23 protein-coding genes and 1 tRNA gene are annotated in these 22,279 nt (G+C 61.4%); 9 read left to right on the forward strand and 15 right to left on the reverse strand.

All coding sequences use genetic code 11. The features are described 5' to 3' along the window. Window positions 1-95: 95 nt before the first annotated feature. Entirely contained in the window at window positions 96-719 is a 624-nt protein-coding gene (locus ACR9ZN_RS34130) for a trimeric intracellular cation channel family protein (protein ID WP_481274311.1), read from the forward strand. A 9-nt stretch (window positions 720-728) separates the two neighbouring features. On the opposite strand, the gene aat is transcribed toward ACR9ZN_RS34130, so the two are convergent. From aat to ACR9ZN_RS34165, 7 genes are all read right to left on the reverse strand, one after another. Continuing rightward, window positions 729-1,397, reverse strand: coding sequence for a leucyl/phenylalanyl-tRNA--protein transferase (gene aat, locus ACR9ZN_RS34135; RefSeq protein ID WP_481274312.1), 669 nt, complete (start codon window positions 1,395-1,397; stop codon window positions 729-731). 11 nt (window positions 1,398-1,408) lie between these two features. Further along, window positions 1,409-2,767 carry an acetyl-CoA carboxylase biotin carboxylase subunit gene (accC, locus tag ACR9ZN_RS34140; protein WP_434956026.1) on the reverse strand — a complete coding sequence of 453 codons (1,359 nt, stop codon included), beginning with the start codon at window positions 2,765-2,767 and terminating at the stop codon, window positions 1,409-1,411. Window positions 2,768-2,772: 5 nt separating this feature from the next. Further along, on the reverse strand, window positions 2,773-3,237 hold the full coding sequence (gene accB / locus ACR9ZN_RS34145; RefSeq protein WP_434959625.1) for an acetyl-CoA carboxylase biotin carboxyl carrier protein: 465 nt from the start codon (window positions 3,235-3,237) through the stop codon (window positions 2,773-2,775). 40 nt (window positions 3,238-3,277) lie between these two features. After that, window positions 3,278-3,721 (reverse strand): type II 3-dehydroquinate dehydratase, encoded by a 444-nt coding sequence (gene aroQ, locus ACR9ZN_RS34150; protein WP_434956027.1) that lies wholly within the window; start codon window positions 3,719-3,721, stop codon window positions 3,278-3,280. A 147-nt stretch (window positions 3,722-3,868) separates the two neighbouring features. Beyond that, window positions 3,869-4,633 (reverse strand): DsbA family protein, encoded by a 765-nt coding sequence (locus ACR9ZN_RS34155; protein WP_454813643.1) that lies wholly within the window; start codon window positions 4,631-4,633, stop codon window positions 3,869-3,871. A 220-nt stretch (window positions 4,634-4,853) separates the two neighbouring features. Further along, entirely contained in the window at window positions 4,854-5,384 is a 531-nt protein-coding gene (locus ACR9ZN_RS34160) for a YceD family protein (RefSeq protein WP_434956029.1), read from the reverse strand. Beyond that, the gene (locus ACR9ZN_RS34165) at window positions 5,381-5,926 is read right to left on the reverse strand and encodes a ubiquinol-cytochrome C chaperone family protein (protein WP_441772512.1); all 546 of its coding nucleotides are present in this window, start codon (window positions 5,924-5,926) and stop codon (window positions 5,381-5,383) included. Before ACR9ZN_RS34165 ends, ACR9ZN_RS34160 begins: the two co-directional genes overlap by 4 nt. Window positions 5,927-6,144: 218 nt before the next feature. Between ACR9ZN_RS34165 and ACR9ZN_RS34170 the strand changes: the two genes are divergently transcribed. Then, window positions 6,145-6,621: an outer membrane protein assembly factor BamE gene (locus ACR9ZN_RS34170; RefSeq protein ID WP_434956031.1), complete on the forward strand. Its 477-nt coding sequence runs from the start codon at window positions 6,145-6,147 to the stop codon at window positions 6,619-6,621. Between the two features lie 86 nt (window positions 6,622-6,707). Here the strand turns inward: ACR9ZN_RS34170 and ACR9ZN_RS34175 are convergent, their stop codons facing one another. Beyond that, window positions 6,708-7,091, reverse strand: a complete 384-nt coding sequence (locus tag ACR9ZN_RS34175) for a GtrA family protein (RefSeq protein WP_454813646.1) — start codon at window positions 7,089-7,091, stop codon at window positions 6,708-6,710. 46 nt (window positions 7,092-7,137) lie between these two features. Next, window positions 7,138-8,067: a glycosyltransferase family 2 protein gene (locus tag ACR9ZN_RS34180; RefSeq protein WP_434956033.1), complete on the reverse strand. Its 930-nt coding sequence runs from the start codon at window positions 8,065-8,067 to the stop codon at window positions 7,138-7,140. A gap of 552 nt (window positions 8,068-8,619) precedes the next feature. On the opposite strand from ACR9ZN_RS34180, the gene ACR9ZN_RS34185 reads away from it, so the two are divergent. Further along, window positions 8,620-8,832, forward strand: coding sequence for a cold-shock protein (locus ACR9ZN_RS34185; RefSeq protein WP_434956034.1), 213 nt, complete (start codon window positions 8,620-8,622; stop codon window positions 8,830-8,832). A gap of 241 nt (window positions 8,833-9,073) precedes the next feature. Continuing rightward, entirely contained in the window at window positions 9,074-9,253 is a 180-nt protein-coding gene (locus ACR9ZN_RS34190; RefSeq protein WP_454813648.1) for a hypothetical protein, read from the forward strand. Window positions 9,254-9,569: 316 nt separating this feature from the next. Here the strand turns inward: ACR9ZN_RS34190 and ACR9ZN_RS34195 are convergent, their stop codons facing one another. From ACR9ZN_RS34195 to ACR9ZN_RS34210, 4 genes are all read right to left on the reverse strand, one after another. Further along, window positions 9,570-9,866, reverse strand: a complete 297-nt coding sequence (locus ACR9ZN_RS34195) for a hypothetical protein (protein ID WP_481274313.1) — start codon at window positions 9,864-9,866, stop codon at window positions 9,570-9,572. After that, the gene (locus tag ACR9ZN_RS34200) at window positions 9,863-10,279 is read right to left on the reverse strand and encodes a hypothetical protein (RefSeq protein ID WP_454813650.1); all 417 of its coding nucleotides are present in this window, start codon (window positions 10,277-10,279) and stop codon (window positions 9,863-9,865) included. Before ACR9ZN_RS34200 ends, ACR9ZN_RS34195 begins: the two co-directional genes overlap by 4 nt. A 125-nt stretch (window positions 10,280-10,404) precedes the next feature. Then, the gene (locus ACR9ZN_RS34205; protein WP_481274314.1) at window positions 10,405-10,695 is read right to left on the reverse strand and encodes a putative quinol monooxygenase; all 291 of its coding nucleotides are present in this window, start codon (window positions 10,693-10,695) and stop codon (window positions 10,405-10,407) included. Window positions 10,696-10,807: 112 nt separating this feature from the next. Continuing rightward, window positions 10,808-10,885: transfer RNA gene (locus tag ACR9ZN_RS34210), tRNA-Pro, on the reverse strand. Between the two features lie 151 nt (window positions 10,886-11,036). On the opposite strand from ACR9ZN_RS34210, the gene ACR9ZN_RS34215 reads away from it, so the two are divergent. Beyond that, window positions 11,037-11,537 carry a hypothetical protein gene (locus ACR9ZN_RS34215; protein ID WP_481274315.1) on the forward strand — a complete coding sequence of 167 codons (501 nt, stop codon included), beginning with the start codon at window positions 11,037-11,039 and terminating at the stop codon, window positions 11,535-11,537. Between the two features lie 161 nt (window positions 11,538-11,698). Here the strand turns inward: ACR9ZN_RS34215 and ACR9ZN_RS34220 are convergent, their stop codons facing one another. Together ACR9ZN_RS34220 and cysG are read right to left on the reverse strand one after the other, a co-directional pair. Next, window positions 11,699-12,037, reverse strand: coding sequence for a GCG_CRPN prefix-to-repeats domain-containing protein (locus ACR9ZN_RS34220; RefSeq protein ID WP_481274316.1), 339 nt, complete (start codon window positions 12,035-12,037; stop codon window positions 11,699-11,701). 111 nt (window positions 12,038-12,148) lie between these two features. Next, complete coding sequence (cysG, locus tag ACR9ZN_RS34225) at window positions 12,149-13,576, reverse strand: siroheme synthase CysG (protein WP_481274317.1); 1,428 nt, start codon at window positions 13,574-13,576, stop codon at window positions 12,149-12,151. Window positions 13,577-14,548: 972 nt separating this feature from the next. Between cysG and proS the strand changes: the two genes are divergently transcribed. The 4 genes from proS (at window position 14,549) to dnaE (ending at window position 22,140) form a co-directional block, all read left to right on the forward strand. Further along, the gene (proS, locus tag ACR9ZN_RS34230; RefSeq protein ID WP_481274318.1) at window positions 14,549-15,868 is read left to right on the forward strand and encodes a proline--tRNA ligase; all 1,320 of its coding nucleotides are present in this window, start codon (window positions 14,549-14,551) and stop codon (window positions 15,866-15,868) included. 264 nt (window positions 15,869-16,132) lie between these two features. Next, a complete protein-coding gene (locus tag ACR9ZN_RS34235; RefSeq protein ID WP_434956043.1) occupies window positions 16,133-17,428 on the forward strand; it encodes a lipoprotein-releasing ABC transporter permease subunit in 1,296 nt (431 codons plus the stop codon). Window positions 17,429-17,432: 4 nt separating this feature from the next. Then, window positions 17,433-18,128, forward strand: a complete 696-nt coding sequence (locus ACR9ZN_RS34240) for an ABC transporter ATP-binding protein (RefSeq protein ID WP_434956044.1) — start codon at window positions 17,433-17,435, stop codon at window positions 18,126-18,128. Between the two features lie 544 nt (window positions 18,129-18,672). Beyond that, the gene (gene dnaE, locus ACR9ZN_RS34245; protein WP_441772504.1) at window positions 18,673-22,140 is read left to right on the forward strand and encodes a DNA polymerase III subunit alpha; all 3,468 of its coding nucleotides are present in this window, start codon (window positions 18,673-18,675) and stop codon (window positions 22,138-22,140) included. Window positions 22,141-22,279 lie beyond the last annotated feature (139 nt).

The raw sequence follows: 22,279 nt of genomic DNA on the forward strand, positions 1-22,279 counted from the left end.
GCCGTACGGGGATCGTGGATAGGGCGATGCCATGTCCTGATATCCCTGGAAATCCTGACATCACCGGAAATCCTGGCATCGCTGGAAGCGCGTCGATGTCCCGCAAGGTCGATCAACTGGTTCTCATCGCCGATCTCGGCGGCACCTTCGTATTCGCGCTCGAAGGGGCGTTGGCCGGCGTGGTGGCCGGGTTCGATCCGGTCGGGGTGCTGGTGCTGGCCTTCCTGACGGCGCTCGGCGGTGGAGTGATGCGCGACGTCTTGATCGGAGCCCGCCCGGTGGCTGCGGTGGCCGACTGGCGCTATACGGTGGCCGTGCTCAGTGCCGCTTTCGTCACCTGGGTGTTCCACGCTTGGGTCAAAGCCATCCCGATCCACGTGTTGATCGCGTTCGATGCCTGTGGCCTGGCTCTGTTTGTGGTGGCCGGTACCTTCAAGGCGCTGGATTTCAAGATCCATCCTCTGGTGGCGATTTTCCTCGGCACGGTCAGCGGCGTCGGGGGCGGTGTGATGCGCGACGTGCTGCTGAACAGGGTGCCGCATATTCTGCAGACCGACATCTATGCGACAGCCGGCATGGCCGGCGCTATCGTGATAACACTCAGCCGCGGGCGAAATTGGCGCCGGCGCTATGTCGCTGTGGCGGCGGCTATCCTCTGCGTCAGCCTGCGCATGATCGCGGTCGCCTATAATTGGCAGCTCCCGACAAGCCCCTTTTGACCGGCAGGCTCAATCGGCCAGTACGGCCAGAATTTCAGCGCCGCTCCTGGCCTCTTCCTTTGGCCAGGCGAGAAAATCACCATCCTCGGCGAGAGCGTCATCCAACAGTTGATGATAGAGGGAGCGCGGCAGTTCGATGGCGCCGAGGCTGGTCAGGTGGTCGGTGACGAACTGGGTGTCGAGCAACTGGTAGCCGCCATGGCGCAATCTTGCCACCAGATGAGCCAAGGCGACTTTCGAGGCGTCGCTCTCGCGATGGAACATGCTTTCGCCGAAAAAGGCGCCGCCAAGGTCGACACCGTAGAGGCCACCAACCAGCTGGCCGCCGCGATAGGCCTCGACCGTGTGGCAATGCCCCAGCCGGAACAATTCGCCATAGAGCCGACGGATCGAGGCGTTGATCCAAGTGGTGCGACGCCCCGGCGCAGATTGCGCGCAGCCATCGATCACCCCCTCGAAATCGCGATCCACCACGATCTCGAAACGGTCGGAACGGATGGTGCGGGCGAGGCGATGGGAGATGATCAGGCCATCGAGCGGAACGACGCCGCGAAACTCCGGCTCGACCCAATAGAGGCCTGGATCATCGACGCTCTCGGCCATCGGGAAGATGCCGCAGGCATAGGCCTTGAGCAGGACCTGCGGCGTGATCTCCAGATTGGTCTCGGCGCCCGACATGGCGGAAAAGCCTAGACGCTGTCGCTCATGCCGCCGGCCTCGAGGAACTTCTCGAGCCAGTGAATGTCGTAGAGGCCGTTCTGGATGTCCGCGTTGCGCACCAGGGTGCGGAACAGGGGCAGGGTGGTCTCCACGCCATCGACCACGAATTCGTCGATAGCCCGGCGCAGACGCATCAGGCACTCGGTGCGTGTGCGGCCGTGCACGATGAGCTTGCCGATCAGCGAATCATAATAGGGCGGGATCTTGTAGCCTTGATAGACCGCCGAATCGACGCGTACGCCGAGCCCGCCCGGCGGATGGAAATAGCTGATCGTGCCAGGGGAAGGCCGGAAGGTCGCGGCATTCTCGGCATTGATGCGGCACTCGATGGCATGGCCTTCGATCTGTACGTCAGACTGCTTGATCGACAGCGGCGAACCGGCGGCGATCTTGATCTGCTCGTTGACGAGATCGATGCCGGTAATCATCTCGGTCACCGGATGTTCCACCTGGATGCGCGTGTTCATTTCGATGAAATAGAACTCGCCATTCTCATAGAGGAACTCGATCGTGCCGGCGCCGACATAGCCGAGTTCGATCATCGCCTTGGCGACGATATCGCCGATCTTGCTGCGCTGGGCGGCATTGAGGGCTGGGGAGGGGCCTTCCTCCCACACCTTTTGGTGCCGACGCTGCAGCGAACAGTCGCGCTCGCCCAGATGAATGGCATGGCCCTGGCCATCGCCGAGCACCTGCAATTCGATGTGGCGGGGCTTTTGCAGGTATTTCTCGAGATAGACCGCGTCGTCGCCAAACGCTGCCAGAGCTTCGGCGCGGGCGGTGGCGAGAGCGTCGGACAAATCCTCGGCCGTCAACGCGACCTTCATGCCGCGGCCACCGCCACCGGCGGCTGCCTTGACCAGCACGGGATAGCCGATCTCGGCGGCGATGCGGGCCGCGTCGACGTCATTGGTGACGCCTCCATCCGAGCCGGGAACGCAGGGGATACCGAGGCGTTTGGCGGTGCGCTTGGCCTCGATCTTGTCGCCCATCATGCGGATATGCTCGGCCTTGGGGCCGATGAAGGCGATGTTGTGCTGATCGAGTATATCGGCGAAGCGGGCGTTTTCCGACAGGAAGCCGTAGCCCGGATGCACTGCTTCAGCGCCGGTAATCTCACAGGCGGCAATCAGAGCGGGGATGTTGAGATAGCTCTCGCGTGCCGGCGGGGGGCCGATGCAGACGCTTTCGTCCGCCAGCTTGACATGCATGGCATCGGCGTCGGCGGTGGAATGGACGGCCACCGTCTTGATGCCGAGTTCCTTGCAGGCGCGCAGCACGCGCAGGGCGATCTCGCCGCGGTTCGCGATCAGGATCTTGTCAAACATTCCCGTCACTCGATGATCATCAGCGGCTGGCCGTATTCGACCGGCTGCTTGTCTTCGATGAACAAGGTGGTCACCGTTCCAGAACGCGGCGCGATGATGTCGTTGAAGGTCTTCATGGCTTCCACGATCAGTACGCGATCGCCCTGGTTGACCTTGCTGCCGATCTCCACGAAGGCCTTGGCGCCCGGTGCGGCGCCGAGAAAGGCGGTACCCACCATCGGCGATTTCAGCACGCCGGGATGATTGGCCGGGTCGGCGGCGGCCGGCACCGCGGCGACGACGGCGGCCGGTGCGGCAACGCTCACCGCTGGCGCGCCCACCGGCACGGTGGCCGTGACGTTGATCTGCCGCGCCACCCGGATACGCAGGTCAGCCTGCTGCACCTCGATTTCGGTAAGATCCGTCTCCGTGAGGAGATTGGCGAGTTCCCGGATAATCTCGGGATCAATCCCCGATTTGGTTCGCGACATCGTCATGCCTTGCGTTTCCGCGGGGCCGAGGCCCCGTCATTCATTGAGCCGATACGCTCGAAGCCAGTGCTTCGAGGGCAAGTTCATAGCCCTTGGGGCCAAATCCGCAGATCACGCCCTTGGCGGCCGGCGAGACCCAGGAGTGGTGCCGGAAGCTTTCGCGCGCGAACACGTTGGATAGATGCAGTTCGATTACCGGCAGGCTAACAGCCTTGATCGCATCGTGCAGAGCGATCGAGGTGTGGGTGAGCGCGCCGGGATTGATGATCAATCCGACTGCTCCCTTGTGATAGGCCTCGTGCACCCAGTCGAGCAGCACGCCCTCGTGGTTGGTCTGCCGGAATTCGACGGTCAGGCCCAATTGTTCCGCGCGCGCCCGGGCCAACGTCTCGATACCGCCGAGGTCGAGCGTGCCGTAGACGGACGTTTCACGCACACCCAGCATATTGAGATTGGGGCCATTCAGAATGTAGACGAGCGCCATGCTTGCCAATCGGACCATAAATTGAAAGCCCGAAGCGTGCTGCAACGGGCCTTTTGCTGCGAACGCTCCTTATAGGGCGCTCGATCCAGGAAGGCAAAGCCGGCGGTGAAAAACCGCCTGCTTTGCACGCAGAAGGTTCTGTCCGGCTCAGCCGCAGGCGGTCTGGCCGCATTTGCGCAGCGAATCGATCTTGGATTTCAAGGCGTCGTAGCCGACTGCGCCGGGCGTGATCTCGCTGCCGAGCACATAGGAGGGCGTGCCGTTGATGCCCAGTGCTTCGCCGAGGCGCATGGTGCTGGCGAGCCCCTGCAGCAAGGCCGGATCCTTCATGTCGGCCTGCAGCTTGGTCATGTCGACACCGGAGTCCTCCGCCACCTGCAGCGCCCGATCCTTGCCGACGGCGCCGCGGGTGGTCAGCAGGGTCTGATGAAACTGCATGAACTTGTCACCCTGCAACTGCTTCTTGACGGCGAGGGCAACCACGGCGGCTTCCTTGGAGCCTTCGCTCAGGATCGGGTAATCGCGCAGCACCACCTTGAGCTTCTTGTCGGTATCGAGCAGCTTGACCATGTCGGCGAGGCCGCGCTTGCAGTAGCCGCAATTGTAGTCGAAGAATTCGACCAGCGTGACATCGCCTTGAGGGTTGCCCAGTACGGCGTTCTGCGACCCGTTGAGGATGGTATCCATGCTGTCGGAGAGCAGCTTCTTCTGGCGCTCGGACGCCGCCGCTTCCTGTTTGGCCTGCATGGCGTTGATGGCGTCGACGATGACCTCGGGATGCTCCATCAGGTAATTCTTGACGATCGCCTCGACCGCCGGCTTGTCCAGCGGTTCGGCAGCGAAGACGGGCTGGCCGGATGCCAGCAAGCCAACGCCGAGTGCAACCCCGGCCATCAGACGCTTCAACGACATTTACTTCTCCAAAAGGCAGAAATTCATACGGTGTGGATAGGTCCAGGCCCGTAACGGATCAATGAATCGCGGCTCCAGGACGTGCGATCTCACACAATCGTGTTCGATCAAAGGCGTTTGCTACGGCTTTTGCCCGTTGCTGGGCACGGCAGGTTTCGCAAAGACGCATCGAAACAAGGAGCCGGAGCAAAGCGCATTTTAACGAAAACGTCCTTTGCTCTTAAGAATCCTTGTCCTTCAACTTGTTGAGCGCGGCGAAGGGAGAGAGGCCCGCTTCGTCTTCGTCGCCCTCGAAGGCCGCACCCGGCTTGCGCGGATAGGGATCGAGCGCCAGGGCAAGGAACTCGCAGACGATGGCACCCAGATCGATGGTGTCGCCGGACAGCAGGTCCGGCGGATCCTCGGCATCCGGGTTGTGCAATTCGGCCAGATCGAATTCGGCATTGGGATCCTGCCCATCCGGTGAGAAGCGGACATCGACGGGAGCGTCGACCTCGCTCTCGAACGGCTCGGCCGTGACGACACAGATCTGTGTCAGGCGGGCACGAATGGTGCCATCGACCGCCAGCCCATCCTTGCGGAAGGGTGTGACATGAAGCTTGGCCGTGAGGGCGGCGACATCAGGAACACCGAGCTGCCGCGCGATGGCCCGGCGCTCGTCCTCGTTCGTCTCGATGACGAAGTGGCGGCCGGTGGGCGGAACCTCGCGCAGGTGGACCGGACGCGAGAAGTGGGGCGTTTCATTGGTCATGCGCTCTCACCTAGGGCTGGGGTGGGGAAGGGCAGGGAATTGCTGGCAAGATTCGCCAGCGATGCATCGGCAAGGGCCTTGGAGGCGCGCCGGACATAGCCGGCGAGAGCCCGCGCCTGAGGCAGTCTCGCCTCGTCGCGTGCATAGACGTTGCGCAGAAGGACCTGGGTGAGTTCTTCGTCATCGGGCTTGTGCAAGGCATTGCCATAGGAAGACGAGCATCCCGTATAGATGTCGGCGATCTTGCGCATCTTCTTGGGCACGGTGAGATCGCCCACGCCCATTTCCCGCATGGCGCGGTCGAGCTCGGCGAAAAAGCGGTCGCATACGCCCTGGGCGATCTCACGGATATCACCTTGCTCGTCATTCAGCCGGTGCATGAGCAGGAACAGATGCAACAGCATCATGTCCGTGCGCCCTTCCACCGTGTCGGGGACGCGTCCTTCGAGGAACAGTGCGGGATCGCGGCTCTGCGCCAGGATCTGGTCGTAGAGGCGGGCAATCTGCGCCTCGCGCGCTCTATTGCGAAACAGGCCGAACATGAGCTCCTTCACCAGCAGGGATATTCGACAGGGGTTCCGGGGGCGGGACCATGCCCGCGGCCCGGCGACGATCCGGTCGAAGACCGCACTCTATAGCGGACGCTCCATATAAGTGGATGCTCCCTGAGCGCCAAGGTTGAATTTCGTGCGCGAGCGGGTTACGCCAGAGCCCACGCGACGATGTGGCGAACGAGCCTGTGTGCCCGATGGAGGCCAAAGTGAGTATAGTTGTGTTGCCCCCCCGTTTCCGGTCTCCCGTGCTGGCGGCCGCTGTCGTCATCTCGCTGGCTGGGCTGCTGCAAAGCTGCGGCTCGATCGGCGAGACCAATGTGCACGGTATCGTGGTGACCGAGAGCACCTTGTCGGCGATCAAGCCCGGCACGACCCAGGCCCAGGTGCTGGAAGCGCTCGGCACGCCCTCCACCCAGTCCACCCTCGACGGCCAGGCCTGGTACTATGTGTCTCAGACCACCTCGCGCCCGGTGGCCTTCCTGTCGCCGCACCTGGTCGACCGCAATGTGCTGGCCGTCTACTTCGCCAATGGCCGGGTGTCGCGCGTCGCCAATTACGGTCTGAAGGACGGCGTGGTGTTCGATTCGATCACCCGTACGACGCCGACGGCCGGTGGCGATCTCAACTTCGTCACGCAGCTCGCGCGCGGCATGACCGCAGGCATCCCGGGCTTCGGCCGATAGGCTCAGCGCCAGAGCGAAGAAGCGTCTCCGTGTGAGGCGCTTTTTTTGCGATCGGGGATGATTCGATCAGATCGCGAGAGAAACTCTTATGCCGGCCTATCTGGAGTCCTCGGCTTCGGCGCGAAGACGACCTTGAGATAGCTCCAGAAATTGAGGCTCATCGACAGCGCGATAGCAACCGCCACGGCGAGCACCGGCCATCGTGCAAAGGGCCCGCCGAGGGTGACCAGCGCCATGAAAGCGCCGAGATTGACCAGGGCGGCCAGCACGCTGGCGGATAAATAGCGCAGGAACTCGGACACGATGTCGGAGCCGGCCCGGTCGCCGAAGGCAAGCGAGCGGTTGATCAGCCAGGTCACCACCATGGCGCAGGCAAAGGAGACCAGGCGCGCCAGACGGGCATCGAGGCCGAGATTGACCAGGGCGGTCAGAATGCCGGCATCGAAGGCGAAACCGACGAAGCCGGCCAAGGCAAAGCAGCATAGCCGCCAGCACAAGGACCGCTCGGAAGAGGGACTAGCGGACGGGGGCATAGCGTAAATAATGCAGGCGCTTGAGTTCCCTGCGTCCGCGCGTGACCGTGTCGAGGATCATGCCGGAAAAGAAAGCGATGATGGCCGACAGCATCAGACCGGTGGCGAGCACAGCCGTCGGTAAGCGCGGCACCGAGCCGAATTCAAGATATTCCAGCACCACCGGTGTGGCGATGGCGAGCGACAATAGAGCAAGCAGGCCCGCGACCCAGCTGAAGAACAGCAGCGGCCGTTCTTCCTTCACCAGTTTGGCAATGAGTTTAAGAATGCGCATACCGTCCTGAACGGTACGCAGCTTGCTCTGCGAGCCCACCGGACGCTCCCGATAGAAGGTTTCGATCTCGCCGAGCGGAAGCGACATTTCGAGGGCGTGCACGAGCAATTCGGTCTCGATCTCGAAGCCGGTCGAAAGGGCCGGAAACGTCTTGACGAAGCGCCGGGACATCGCCTTGTACCCCGACAGCATGTCACGCGAAGACGAGCCGAAGAAGCGAGTGACAAGGCGGGTGAGCATCCGGTTGCCGAAGCGATGTCCGGGGCGGTAGGCCATCTCGCCATCAGCCACCCGTACGCCGTTGACGAGATCGAGGGGACCGGCGCGCAAGGCCTCGACGAGGGCCGGAGCACTGGCGGGATCATAGGTATTGTCGCCGTCGACGATGATGTAGATGTCCGCCTCGATATCCGCGAACATGCGGCGGATCACATGTCCCTTGCCCTGACGAGCCTCATGGCGCACGACGGCACCGGCTTCTTTCGCCAGAAGCGCGGTGTCGTCGGAGGAATTGTTGTCATAGACATAGATGACGGCCGAGGGCAACTGCGCGTGGAAGCCTTGTATGACGGCCTGGATTGCCACTGCCTCATTGTAGCAGGGCACCAATATCGCGATCTCTGGCTTCGCCCCATCCATCGTCCTTTTCAGTCCTTCGCCTGCCTTCCCGATCCCGTCCTTATAGCCGCAAGCGGGAGCAGGGTGCCAACCGCCCTGCGTCATGGTTAAGGCCATTCCGGCGTGTCGGTGCGGAGGAAAGGCAAGGTGTCCACTGCTCCCGGGTGCGATTTTTGATCCGCGTGAATGCTGTTCCAGCGAAAAGTCAGAGGATTGTGTGACAGGAAAGTGAATTGAAGCGTAGTGAATTCGCAAGAGCAGGATCAGACATGTGCTGCGGAATTGCAGCCTTGATGTTCTGCTTGGAAGATTTCGGCTGGATTGGCGCTATATTGTTATTGGCGTTTCAGAAAGGCGACACAGATGCAAAAATGCGCATTTTGTCGCAGCTTTGTCTTGACCGCTCGATTTCAATGAGGCAGCCTGTCGCCATCGATTTTCGGCCGAACGACTTGGCCTCGCGTCACGGCACTCGCTGGATGCGCGCAGACAAGCTCTCACCAAAATTCGACACTCGCTGGGTCCGCTTCGCTGCGGGCTTTGGCTCTCACTACGTTGAAGGAATAGCTCACGATGAGCACAGGTACCGTAAAGTGGTTCAACGCCCAGAAGGGCTTCGGTTTCATTCAGCCCGATGATGGCTCCAAGGACGTGTTCGTCCACATCAGTGCGGTTGAGCGGGCCGGCCTTTATGAGCTGCGCGAAGGCCAGAAGATCAGCTATGAACTGGTCCAGGATCGGCGTTCGGGCAAGTTGGCCGCTGATCAGCTCCAGGCGGCAGCCTAAACGAACCGCAAAGTCTTTCGGTATACCGTCAGATTTTCAGGAAAAGCCGGCGCGCCAGCAGCCGGCTTTTCTTTTGTTTGCGATGCAGCAGCATGTGTGCACTGCAAAATAGCGTCAAGCTTTGGTACTCGATGACGATTTAAACTTGAAGGATAGTAGGAACAAGCGCAGAATTCATGCGTTGAAATGAAGGGCTGGGTCCCTCATGGCCGGATCGGGAACCGGCTGATGGAGGTTCGTCATGGATCTGAGTGAAATGATCACGGGTTTTCTGGTTGTCCTGGTGGTCGCTATTTTGATTATCGATACGGTGATTGATTGGCGTTCGCCGGCTATGGCTGCGAAGCAGACGAGACAGGTGGCTAGTCCCGGCAAACACAGCCTCGATCCGAAGATTGCCTGCGACATCGTTTGGTGCTGAACGCACACGCACTGTGATTCGGTCACCGAGGCGCGAGCCGTGTGGTGAGCGTGGAAGCTGTGTGCTGCACGATCCGGGTGGTGTGCTCATCGGACTACGGTGCGCAGTCTTTCTGATAGCTACAGCGGCATAGCCACATAGGGGCAGCATTACGCCTGTGCGTTTTGCAGCTGACTGGCGGGATCTTGCCGCTGGTGTCATGCGCATGTGCCAAAGCATAGCTCGATGCGGCGTCGAAGCTAGAGTTCCGTGTCGCCATTGTCGGTTTTTCCGATCGGCATGCTCTGAAAGTGCGATTTGCTTTGGCGGTGATCTCTCAATCCTCGGGCTTGCGAAGCGCTTTGTCATCCAAGCGGGGGAGAGCACGCAAGCCGGGGAGGTGGCGCTCACCAAGGCCCCGCGCGTAACCGCGCGATACGCTGGCAGCCAGCGCCGCAATCTCGCCGTCCCGCGCGGCGAGTTCGGCCCTCAGATGATCGATCATGACAAGCAGGGCGCGAACCGTCGCGCCTGTATCGCCACCGCAAGCAGCGATCGCCTCCTCGACCTCGAGCGGTACAACCTCGTCAGCCCGACGCAGGGTAGACTTCGGCCCTGTAAGAGGCTCGGTCATGGCTTGCCAGACAGGCTGAGGGGATTGCCCGCCGCCTCCAGCAGGCTTGCCAGACGGTCGAGTTCGTCGTCGAGCCTGACATTGCGGCGAATCGCCCGTCGCAATGCCGTCATGGCATTGCCGTCGGTCCGCTTCAGTTCGCGGCTGACGATCCAGTCGATCGGGACACCCTGGGCGTCGCCATCCACTCTTTCGTGAAGATCTTCGTCCTCGAGCCGATCGGATTGGCGCTTCAATTCTGCGATCAGCCTGTCCCGGTTGATCAGCGAAGTCTGGGCCTGCAGGGCGTAACGGTAGAGCGTCAGCAGGGCTGCGCCGCTGCCGCCTGCCTTATCGACCAATCGGGCGATTTCCGCGACTTCTTCCGGTCGGGCAGCGGGCATGTGCGTGCCATCGAAATAACCGTCGAGCATGTCGATTACCTTCGGTTGAGGGCAGGACCCTATGCCGCACACATGTGCTTGTCCAGCATTTTGTTCTCTTTTTGTTCTATATCAAATCCATGATCGAAAACAGACACGGATAAACCGCACCATGCTCAAACCTCGAAGGAATCCATCAGAATATAGGTGCCCGGCTGGCGCTGATGAGCATCGATCTGGGGCACCAGCCGCTTGAAATGCTCGGTACGGCAATGGGCGTCGAGGGCTGCGCGATCGGGCCATGTCTCGACGAAGACGAAATGGCCGGGGTCCTTCTGGTCGATGAAAAGGTCATAGGCGATGCAATGCTGTTCCTGGCGCGTCTTGGCGACCAGTTCCCTGTAGAGCGGAAGCACGGTATCGACGTGGTCGGGCTTGATGAAGTCCTGGGCAATGACTTTTAACATCGGGAACCTGACGGCATCGGCTGCGTTTGCCGATATTGGTTCGGACCGTGCCAAGCCTACGCCTCTTCACTTCACGCGAAGAAGGGCTGACATATTCGAAATGTTCAGAAAATGGTCGGAGCGAGAGGATTTGAACCTCCGACCCCTAGTCCCCCAGACTAGTGCGCTAACCGGGCTGCGCTACGCTCCGACGCTCATTGAGCGTGGGCTGAATAGGGTTTTTCGCTCTGATGCGCAAGCCCCGATTTCAGTTTCTCGTCATATGAGAGACGCGAAATGCACAGGCCTGGTAGGCGGGCGCGCACCACACCAGAAATATGAGGAAGAATTCGAAGCTGCCTATGAATGCTCTGGCCACCACCATACACTGGAAGATGGGGTCGTCGCTGGCGCGGAACGAACGCTTCCCGCGCGGCGTTTATATCGCGCTGGATTCGCTCGAGGAGCGTGTGATGAGACAATGGGTTATTGCCGCTTATGCAGCAGCCATGGGCTTTGCTTCGGCAGGCCTTGCTGCTGCGCCTGCTTCCGCCATGCCGGTGGTGCCTGCGGCTAGCGTAGAAGATCCACTACTGCAAACCGTGGCGGATGGATGCCCGCGCAATTATTATCGCAGCTATGGACGCTGTGTGCCCAACAGCCGCGGCTATCGGGGATCGCGCTACGGCGATGGATATGCCGAAGCACCGAGATATTATGTGCGTCCCTATCATTATGACAGTCCGGGCTACTTCGATGGGCCGGGCTATTACGACGGCCCACGCTATTGGGCCGTTCCGCGTCGAAGCTGCCCGCCCGGCACGTATCCGGGTCTGTACGGTCGCTGCGTGTCGGATTGGTGATCTTGGCTCGACAGCCTATCTGACCGAAATCATCCGCAAATGGCTTCGCCGGCATGAGAGCATAAGCGGGTTTTGAAGTGGACGTCCCCGGTGGCTCAAAAAAAAACCGGCAAGGATGGACCTTGCCGGGCTTGGTGAGACGGGTGAAGTCTCGTGCGATTTCAATAGGCAGGGTGGCAATAGCCGCCGCGCGGACCCAGACGCGTGCCGGGCGGGCAAGCCCGTCCGTAGCCGCTGCGATTGGCCGGCACCGGGCCGCGGCGATAAGCGGGGGTATCCGGAACGAAGCGACCGGGACGGTAGGCGGGGGCGGGGCGCTGGTTGGGTACGCAACGGCCCCAGCGATTGGGTACGAAGCCACGGCCGCAGCCATAGGCGATGGTCTCGACGAGGCTGGCATCCGCGCCGATGCCGGGAGTGGCGGGCATGGCCGAGGCACCGGTCGAAAGGCCGGCAAAGCCCATCGTGGCCAGAGCGGCCGCGAGAATCAGTTTTTTCATGGAGAATTCCTGTCGTTCAAACACCCGGCGGGCGCGAATCTGCGGTCCACCATGGAAGGAGGGTGGCAAATCTTTCCTTAACGGAAGCTGTACCGTGGAGATGGGTGCCGTTCAGCTTGGGCGGTCGCGCCTTGCCTCGGACATGGCCTGGCCGAACAGGATGACGCAGGGGCCGTCGAGCTGGTTGGCGGCAAAGACGCCGGCCATTTCGCCAATCGCGGTATGGAAACGGCGCTCGCGCGCATGGGTGGCATATTCCACGATGATGGCCGGCGTATCCGCTGCCATTCCAGCCTCGAGCAGGCGCGTGGCGACTTCGGAGACGACCAACTTGCCCATATAGATGGCAGTGGTGGCGGCGGGATCGGCAAGCGCCTTCCAATCGAGATCATCCGGCAGCTTGCCGTTCTTGGCATGGGCGGTGATGTATTGCAGGCGCCTCGCGTGGTCGCGGTGGGTAAGGGAGACTTCCAGGCTCGCGGCGGCTCCGGAAGCGGCAGTGATGCCGGGAATGACCTCGACGGCAATGCCGGCGGCACGGCAGGCGGCGATTTCCTCGCCGGCCCGTCCAAACACCAGGGGATCGCCGCCTTTCAGCCGCACCACGCGCTTGCCGTCCCTGGCCAGAGAAACCATCAGAGCGTTGATGTCGTCCTGCTTGCAGGACGGGCGATGGCCGCGTTTGCCGGTGATGATGCGCTCGGCCTCGCGGCGGGCGAAATCGAGCACTTCCTGGGAGACGAGATCGTCATGCAGGATGACATCCGCCGATTGCAGGGCGCGCACGGCCTTCAAGGTCAGCAGCTCCGGATCCCCCGGACCCGCGCCCACCAAGGCGACGCTGCCGTATGCCGGGGTTTTTTCCTGCTGCTCGATTGTGGCGAGGAGGTCGGCGCGTTCGGCCTCGCCCGGTACGCGCTCCGGATGGCGGAAGGCGGCATGGACGAAACGCTCCCAGATCGCCCGGCGCGCCTGCAGGGAAAGGTTGTGCGCCTGCACCAGGGGACGCCAGTTGCGGGCAGCCTCCGCCCATTTCTGGAAACCGGTCGGCAGCAATATTTCGATTCGGCTGCGGATCGCCTGCGCGAAGACGGGGACGGCCCCGTCGGTCGAGATGCCCACCACCAGTGGCGAACGGTTGACCACTGCACCAAACTGAAAATCACAGAAGGCCGGTCGGTCGACGATATTCACGGGCGTACCGGCCCGGCGCGCGGCGGCGGCGAGATGGGCGGCCTGCTCGTCGTCCTCGACATCGGCGACGACCAGGGCAATGCCGTCGAGATCGGCCTCGTGCCAGGAGCGGGCGAGGTGGCGGACACTCACATCCTCGCGGGCGCATAATTGCGCCAGAGCGTCGTTCGCGTCGGGTGCGGCGACGCGAACTTCGGCGCCGGTCGACGCCAGCAGCTCGGCCTTCCACAGGGCGGCCTGGCTCGCGCCGATGACCAGGACGGGTTTGCCGGTCAGGCGATAGAAGACCGGCAAGACCGCCAGCGGCGCGATCCGCGCGGGTTGCGAGACAGGGCTACGGCTCATCGATCACAGGCTCAACGTGCTCAATACAGTCTGGGGAGGCGCTGATAACTGCCGGCCTTCGCCTCAGTGCTGCCGCACGTCACACAGCCGGCAAAGGCTAAAGTAAATCGATCAGGCAGACAATGCGAAGCTAAGCAAAGTTTCCCGATGCCGCCCATTCGTGGGCAAAATCGGGAAACTTTGCAAGCGTTTGATATTCTGCAGATTACTCCTGCCCGAGCCACGGCCTCAGGCAGGAGGAATCTGCTTTGGGAAAAATCCGATTCCACCCGGCGATGCTGTCGCCATTGCGACGGAGCTTCCGCCGATCCGACATTGTCATGTGGTTGTCACGATGCGTCCGCATGATGCAACATGCCGTTACGCCAACACGCATTAAAAAAGGCGAGGCTCTTGCGAGCCTCGCCTTATTCTAGACCTCGTCCTAACCCATCTTCCTGAGACTTCCTTCACGCATCTTTGTGCTGTTTGAAGTGTCAGGACGGCTGCTCGACAACGGTTTGTTCACCGGCGGCGCCTGCGGGCTTCCTCCCAAGACTTGGACCCTGACTTCCTTCTACTCATTGCTGAGTTCGGATGCCCTGTCGTTGACGGGACGGACGCTAGACGAAGTTTTTTTGCTTGTCACGTCTTTGTGCAGCGATCGGCACAAAATTAATATCTTTGCTTAAAATTTGTGCGCGTCGTTTTACCAGGCTGCGCCGCTCGTGGGCAGTTGATGAACGAACAGGTAGCATCGCACTCATCGCGTTGTGCGCGCAAATTGCCAAATAATGGCGGTTTTGCTGGTCTTACCCTTGTGTTTTTACGAGGGATCGGGTCAAGCTGCCATGAGCTGGCGATCGGAAGCGATTTGCCGGACAGGCGTGTCACGGTCTCGATCGGCGCGTCCTTTCATCTTGAATCGCGATTTTGCCACATGTCTTACCCGGCGCAGCAGAGGTCGCCGGCTGCTTGGAGAAGGTTTGTCCTATGCGTTTGAGCCGTTATTTCCTGCCTATTCTGCGCGAGACGCCGAAGGAAGCAGAAATTGTTTCCCATCGTCTGATGCTGCGCACGGGCATGATCCGTCAGGAAGCGGCCGGAATCTACGCATTGCTGCCACTTGGCCTGCGTGTGGTGAACAAGATCAACGCGATCATTCGCGAAGAGCAGAATCGTGCCGGCGCCATCGAATTGCTGATGCCGACCATTCAATCCGCCGATCTGTGGCGCGAAAGCGGGCGCTATGACGATTATGGCAAGGAGATGCTGCGCATTCGGGACCGTCAGGAGCGCGAGATGCTCTATGGGCCGACCAATGAGGAGATGATCACCGAGATCTTCCGTGCCTATGTGCGCAGCTATAAGGACCTGCCGCTCAACCTCTACCATATCCAGTGGAAGTTCAGGGACGAGATCCGCCCCCGTTTCGGCCTGATGCGCGGGCGCGAATTCCTGATGAAGGATGCCTATTCCTTCGATCTCGACCAGGCCAGTGCGCAGCATTCCTACAACAAGATGTTCGTGGCCTATCTGCGCACTTTCGCGCGGCTCGGCCTGACGGCGATTCCGATGGTGGCCGATACCGGCCCGATCGGCGGCAATCTCAGCCATGAATTCATCATCCTGGCCTCGACGGGCGAGAGCGAAGTGTTCTGCCATCGCGACTATCTGTCGATGGCACCGCCCTCGGCGGGCACGGATTTCGACGACAAGGCCGGGCTGCAGGCGATCGTCGATCAATGGACTTCGCTCTATGCGGCGACCGAGGAGAAGCACGACAAGCCTGCCTTCGACGCCCTGCCGGCCGACAAGCAGGTCTCCGCGCGCGGCATCGAGGTCGGGCATATCTTCTATTTCGGCACGAAATATTCCGGGCCGATGAAGGCCGTCGTCGCAGGTCCTGACGGTTCCCTCATTCCCGTGCATGGCGGTTCCTACGGCATCGGGCCCACCCGCGTCGCCGGCGCGGCCATCGAGGCGAGCCATGACGAGGCTGGTATCATATGGCCGGAGGCGATCGCGCCGTTCAAGGTCGGCCTGATCAATCTCAAACCGGGCGACAGCGCGGTGGATGCTGCCTGCGGCGATCTCTATCTCCAGCTCGGCGCCAAGGGGGTCGACGTCTTGCTCGACGACACCGACGAGAGGCCCGGCGGCAAATTTGCCAAGATGGATCTGATCGGCCTGCCCTGGCAGATTATCGTCGGTCCCAAGAGCCTGGCGGAGGGCAAGGTCGAGGTGAAGAACCGCCGCACCGGCGAACGCCAATTGCTGACGCCCTCGGACGCGCTCGTCCTGGTGGGCTGAGCCGGGTTCGCTGCAGCCGGCAGGCTGACCTCATCGACGCCGCGCGTGCCAGAGGCACTCGCGGCGTTTTTGCTGTTTATCAAGAAATTTTTGTATTCATTTGAATTGTAACGACTAATCTCAATGAGATCTTCGTCATTGCGCAAGAGGCGCCTCGATTAGAGCGTCAAAAAGCCGTGGCAAAGCTGGGCATCGCTGAATTTTTGCCGTGCAAACGCCGCGATTCTCGCAGAGTAAGAGGCCTCGCGCCCCACCTGGAATGCCATGAACGCGTCTGCTTCAGCCACGACATCGTCGGAACCGACCGGAACGCCGCCTTTCTCCGCCTTCGAGTGGATGGTGGCCCTGCGCTATCTGATGCCGCATCGCAAGGGCGGGGTGGCTTCTCTGATTGCCGTTCTGTCCTTTTTGAGCTTCCTCATCGGCGTCGCCGCTCTCATCATCGTGATGTCGGTGATGAACGGCTTTCGTGTCGAACTGCAATCCAAGATCCTCGGATTCAACGGGCATATCGTCGTCTCTCCCTATGAGACGCCGCTGACCGACTATGATGCGGTTACCAGCCGCCTCGCCAAGGTGCCCGGCGTGACCCTGGCTGTTCCCTTCGTGGAAGGACAGGTACTGGTGTCGTCGCCCTTCTCGGCGAGCGGCGCCCTGGTGCGCGGCATGAAGCTCGAGGATCTCAAGCGCTTGCCGGGGCTTGCCAACAATATCAAGGACGGCACGCTGGACAATTTCGACCAGGGGCAGGGCGTGGTGATCGGCGCCAGGCTCGCATCCTCGCTCGGCCTGCAGATCGGCGACGGCATTACCCTGATCTCTCCCAAGGGAGACCAGACAGCCTTCGGTACCACGCCGCGCATGAAGGTCTATCCGGTCGTCGCCACCTTCGAGGTCGGCATGTCCGATATCGACAGTGGCTTCGTGATCATGCCGCTGCAGGAATCGCAGGCCTATTTCAACCGGGACGGGGATGCCACGGCGATCGAGGTTTATATCGAGAACCCCGACCGCGTGCAGTCCGAGAGCGAGGCGATCAAGACGGCAGCGGGACGTCCGGTTTCCCTTGTCGACTGGCGCCAGCGCAATTCAGCCTTCTTTACGGCCCTGCAGGTCGAGCGCAACGTGATGTTCATGATCCTGTTGATCCTGGTGATCATGGCGGCGCTCGGGGTCGTCTCCAGCATGGTCATGCTGGTGCAGTCCAAGCAGACCGACATCGCCATCATGCGCACCATGGGCGCGACGCGTGGCGCGATGCTGCGCATCTTCTTCATCACCGGCATGGCGATCGGCCTGCTCGGCACGATAGTCGGCCTGCTGCTGGGCCTGCTGGTATGTCGTTACATCGAGAACATCCAGGAATTCATCTCCTGGCTGTCAAACACGCAGCTCTTTGCCTCCGAGATCTATTTCCTCTCGCGCCTGCCGGCCAAGACCGATCCGACGGAAGTGACCGTGGTGGTCGTCACCACTTTGATCCTGTGCTTCCTGGCAACGCTCTATCCCGCCTGGCGGGCCGCCAAGCTCGACCCGGTCGAAGCGTTGAGGGGAGGCTAAGCCGATGAGCATGTCGGGTGAAATTCCAGCCCTCGAGCTACGGGCAGTCGAACGGAGCTACCAGCAGGGCCCCACGGAACTGCGCATCCTGCGCGGCGTGGACCTCGTGGTGATGCCGGGGCAGTCGGTAGCGCTGATCGCTCCCTCGGGTGCCGGCAAATCGACCCTGCTCCACATCGCCGGCCTGCTCGAGAGGCCGGATGGCGGAGATGTGTTGATCTCCGGCGATTCCACCGCCGACCTGAACGATACCGGACGCACGCGCCTGCGCCGCAATTCGATCGGCTTCGTCTACCAGTTCCACCATCTCCAGCCGGAGTTTTCGGCATTGGAGAATGTGATTCTGCCGCAGATGATCCGGGGCCTGTCACGCCGCGAGGCGCGACAGCGTGGCGAAGAATTGCTGACCTTCCTTGGCCTCGGTCAGCGCTTCGGCCACCGGCCCAACGAGTTGTCGGGCGGCGAGCAGCAACGTGTCGCCATTGCCCGTGCGGTCGCCAATGCGCCGCATCTCATCCTGGCCGACGAACCGACGGGCAACCTCGACCCCGGTACGGCGGATCATGTCTTCGGCACGCTGACGGCGCTGGTGCGTGCGTCCGGTCTGGCGGCCCTGATCGCGACCCACAATCTCGATCTGGCGGCGCGCATGGACCGCCGCGTCACCCTGCGCGATGGTCATATCGTCGAGCTCAACTGACAATTGTGACGGTGAACGCCCGATTGCGAACGGCGCTTCTCACTATGGTAAACGCCGGAATCGATCGGCCCCGACAAGCTGGGGCGTGCCGCATAACACCTTGAATAATATCGAGAAAATTCCGTTGAGATGATGCGGGCGCGAGTACTGATGGCTCGCGTCAGGGGAACATAAGCGCGACATAAGATGGCGGTTCGGCGACGATGCACTTGACTCGGAACAAAACGTGAACAAGATGTCTCTATCGAAGAGAGGAGAACATTATGTTTGCTCGTTTCACCGAAGATTTCGCCGCCATCGCCTCGATGAGCCTGTTCCTCGTCATGCTCGCCATGTGGACGAGCTTCCTGAGCGGCGTTTAAGCCAGATTTGTCCACACTTGTCCACAGGCTCTCAACAAGGGGCAGTGGCGAAGATGTGACGCTGATGTGGCCATCCGTGGCTGGGGTAGAAAGTCAGCTTTGGTGCCCGGCCGGATTGCCATAAACCATAGGGGAAGGCAGGCAGCGAGTCGCGCTGCCGGCCAGAGCAAAGCGGAGGTGTCATGGCGGAGGGGAAGGCGAACGGTCCGGGCTTCGTCCATTTGAATGTCCGCTCGGCCTATTCCTTGCTCGAGGGGGCGATGAAGGTCCCCAAGCTTGCCGATCTCGCCAAGGCCGACGGCATGCCGGCCCTGGCGTTGACGGACACCAACAATCTGTTCGGGGCGCTGGAGTTTTCCGAAAAGCTCGCCGGTAGCGGCATCCAGCCGATCATGGGCATCTCGCTGGCGATCAATTTCGCCGACCGCGAGGATGCCTCGGACCGGCGGCCTTTGCACCAGCGGCGTTTGCCGCGCATGATTCTGCTGGCTCAGAGCGAAGTGGGATATGGCCATCTGATGGCGCTGTCTTCCCATTGCTACATGGATCCCGCCAACGGCGAGGAGGCGCATGTTTCTATCGGGCGCCTGGCCGAGTTCCAAGAGGGCCTGATTGCGCTGACGGGTGGCCCCTCCGGTCCACTGGACATGGCTTTGCGCGAGGGGCTTGACGATCTCGCGAGGATCCGGCTGCAGCGCCTGCTGGCGATGTTCGCCGATCGTCTCTATGTCGAAGTGCAGCGCCATGACAGCGCGGAAGAGCAACAGGTCGAGGCTCCGCTTCTGGAACTCGCCTATGCGACCGACGTGCCGCTGGTGGCGACCAACGAGGTCTATTTCGCCGCGCGGGCCGACAGCGAACCGCATGATGCGCTGATGGCAATCGCCGAAGGCCGCATCCTAGCCGAGACGGATCGGCGGCGAATGACGCCGAACCATTACTTCAAGAGCCGGGCAGAAATGGTATCCTTGTTCAAGGATCTTCCAGAGGCTATTGAAAATACTATTGAAATTGCCAAGCGTTGTGCCTTTCGCGTGCGTACGAGAAAGCCGATCCTGCCGCGTTTCTCCACGGGTCTTGACGAGACGGGCGCCCCTGTCGACGAGGCCGTCGAATTGCGTCGCCAGGCCGAGGAAGGCCTCAAGGCCAGGCTGGCCGCGCATGGGCCGGCTCCTGGCCACACCGAAGACAGCTACGCCAAGCGGCTGGAATTCGAGCTTTCTATCATCGAGCGCATGAAATTCCCCGGCTACTTCCTGATCGTGGCTGATTTCATCAAGCACGCCAAGGGGAAGGGAATCCCAGTCGGGCCGGGGCGTGGATCGGGTGCAGGCTCCCTGGTTGCCTACGCTCTCACCATCACCGATCTCGATCCGCTGCGCTTCAGCCTGCTGTTCGAGCGCTTCCTCAATCCCGAACGTATCTCGATGCCGGACTTCGACATCGACTTCTGCCAGGAGCGGCGTGACGAGGTCATCCGCTATGTGCAGGAGAAATATGGAGAGGATCGGGTCGCGCAGATCATCACCTTCGGCTCCCTGCAGGCGCGCGGCGTGCTGCGCGACGTCGGGCGTACGCTGGAGATGGGATATGGCCAGGTCGACAAGCTGTGCAAGCTGGTGCCGCAGAACCCGGCTAATCCGGTAACGCTGGCCAAGGCGATCGAGGACGAGCCGAAGCTGCGCGAATCCGCCAAGGACGATCCTACCGTCGAGCGCCTGCTCAGCATCGCCCAGAAGCTGGAGGGGCTCTATCGTCACGCCTCGACCCATGCCGCCGGCGTGGTGATCGGGGATCGTCCGCTGGTGGAGCTGGTGCCGCTCTATCACGATCCGAAGACCTCGATGCCGATGCCGGCCACCCAGTTCAACATGAAATGGGTGGAGCAGGCGGGCCTAGTGAAGTTCGACTTCCTCGGCCTCAAGACGCTCACCGTGCTGCAGCGCGCCTTGATGTTCCTCAAGCAGCGCGGCATCGATCTCGATCTTGCAGGCCTGCCTCTCGATGACAGGAAGAGCTATGAAATGCTCGGCCGTGGCGAGACGGTGGGTGTGTTCCAGGTGGAAAGCGCGGGCATGCGCAAGGCGCTGCTCGACATGAACGCCGACCGTTTCGAGGATATTATCGCGCTGGTAGCTCTCTACCGCCCGGGCCCGATGGCCAATATCCCGGTCTACAACGCCCGTAAGAAGGGGCTTGAAGAGCCGGACTACATGCTCGACCAGCTCAAGCCGGCCCTGGAAGAGACCTATGGTGTCATCATCTACCAGGAACAGGTGATGCAGATCGCGCAGATCCTCTCGGGCTATACGCTGGGCGAGGCCGACATGCTGCGCCGCGCCATGGGCAAGAAGATCAAGGCGGAGATGGATGCCCAGCGTGTGCGCTTCGTCAAAGGCGCCGTCGAGGGGGGCACTCAGAAGGCCAAGGCGGACGAGATCTTCGATTATCTCGCCAAGTTCGCCGATTACGGCTTCAACAAGAGCCACGCGGCCGCCTATGCGCTGGTCTCCTACCAGACCGCCTATCTCAAGGCGAATTACCCGGTCGAGTTCATGGCGGCGTCGATGTCGCTGGATATGTCGAACACCGACAAGCTCGCCGAATTCCGCCTGGAAGCGCGTCGGCTCGGCATCAAGGTCGAGGCGCCCTCCATCAACCGCTCTGGGCCTGACTTCGAGGTCCATGACGGCTCGATCCGCTATGCTCTCGGTGCAGTCAAGGGCGTTGGCCTGGCGGCGATGGAGCGCCTGGTCGAGATTCGCGGTGACCAGCCCTTCTTCGACCTCGGCGACTTCGCGCGGCGTATCGATCCCAAGGCCATCAACAAGCGCATTCTCGAAAATCTGGCGGCGGCGGGAGCCTTCGACGAATTCGACCGTGATCGGGCGCGCATCACCGCCTCCATCGATGCCATCATGGCGCAGGCGCAGCGCGCCCATGCCGAGAAGAGTGATGGACAAGCCGACATGTTCGGCTCCGCTTCGACGCCCGAGCCACTGAAAGGTACTGTTGTCGAGCCATGGGAACCCGCCGACCGTCTGCAACGCGAGTTCGACGCGATCGGCTTTTTCCTTTCAGGCCATCCGCTCGATGCCTACGTCACCGCCTTGGAGCGTCTGCAGGTGCCGTCCTGGGCACAATTCACCCAGAAAGTGAAGCAGGGGGCCACGGCAGGGCGCCTGGCGGCGACCGTGCTGTCACGTTCCGAGCGCAAGACCCGAACCGGCTCCAAGATGGGCGTGATCATGCTCTCCGACGCCTCGGGCCAGTTCGAGGCCGTGATCTTCTCGGAAGGCCTGGCGCAATATCGTGACTTGTTCGAGCCGGGCACGGCCGTGCTGGTCGGCGTGCAGGCCGCTCATGAAGGAGACGATGTCCGCATTCGCATCGTGACGGCCGAAAAACTCGACAACGCCACGGCCAAGACCCAACGCGGCATCAAGGTTTTCCTGCAAGGCGAGCTGGCCCTTGAATCGGTCGCCAAGCGGTTGGGCCAGCGCGGGGAGGGGGAGGTCTTCCTGATCCTGCAGCTGGATGGCGGCATGCGGGAGGTCGAGTTGAAGTTGCCCGGCAAATTCCTGGTGACCCCGCAGATCGCCGGTGCGATCAAGGCGATCCCGGGTGTAGCGACCGTCATGCAGATGTAATGCCGGGAAGCGGCGTGTGAGCGAAGTAGGGCGCATATGGTGCGCCGGTCTTGAAGGACGTGATGCGGATTTCAGCTTGTGCGCTGAACGGAGGGAGCGAGGCGTGTGCCTTTTCAGCATTTGTCCTTGCCTAATCGCC

This window comes from Labrys sp. HAY1-8F (assembly GCF_056754975.1).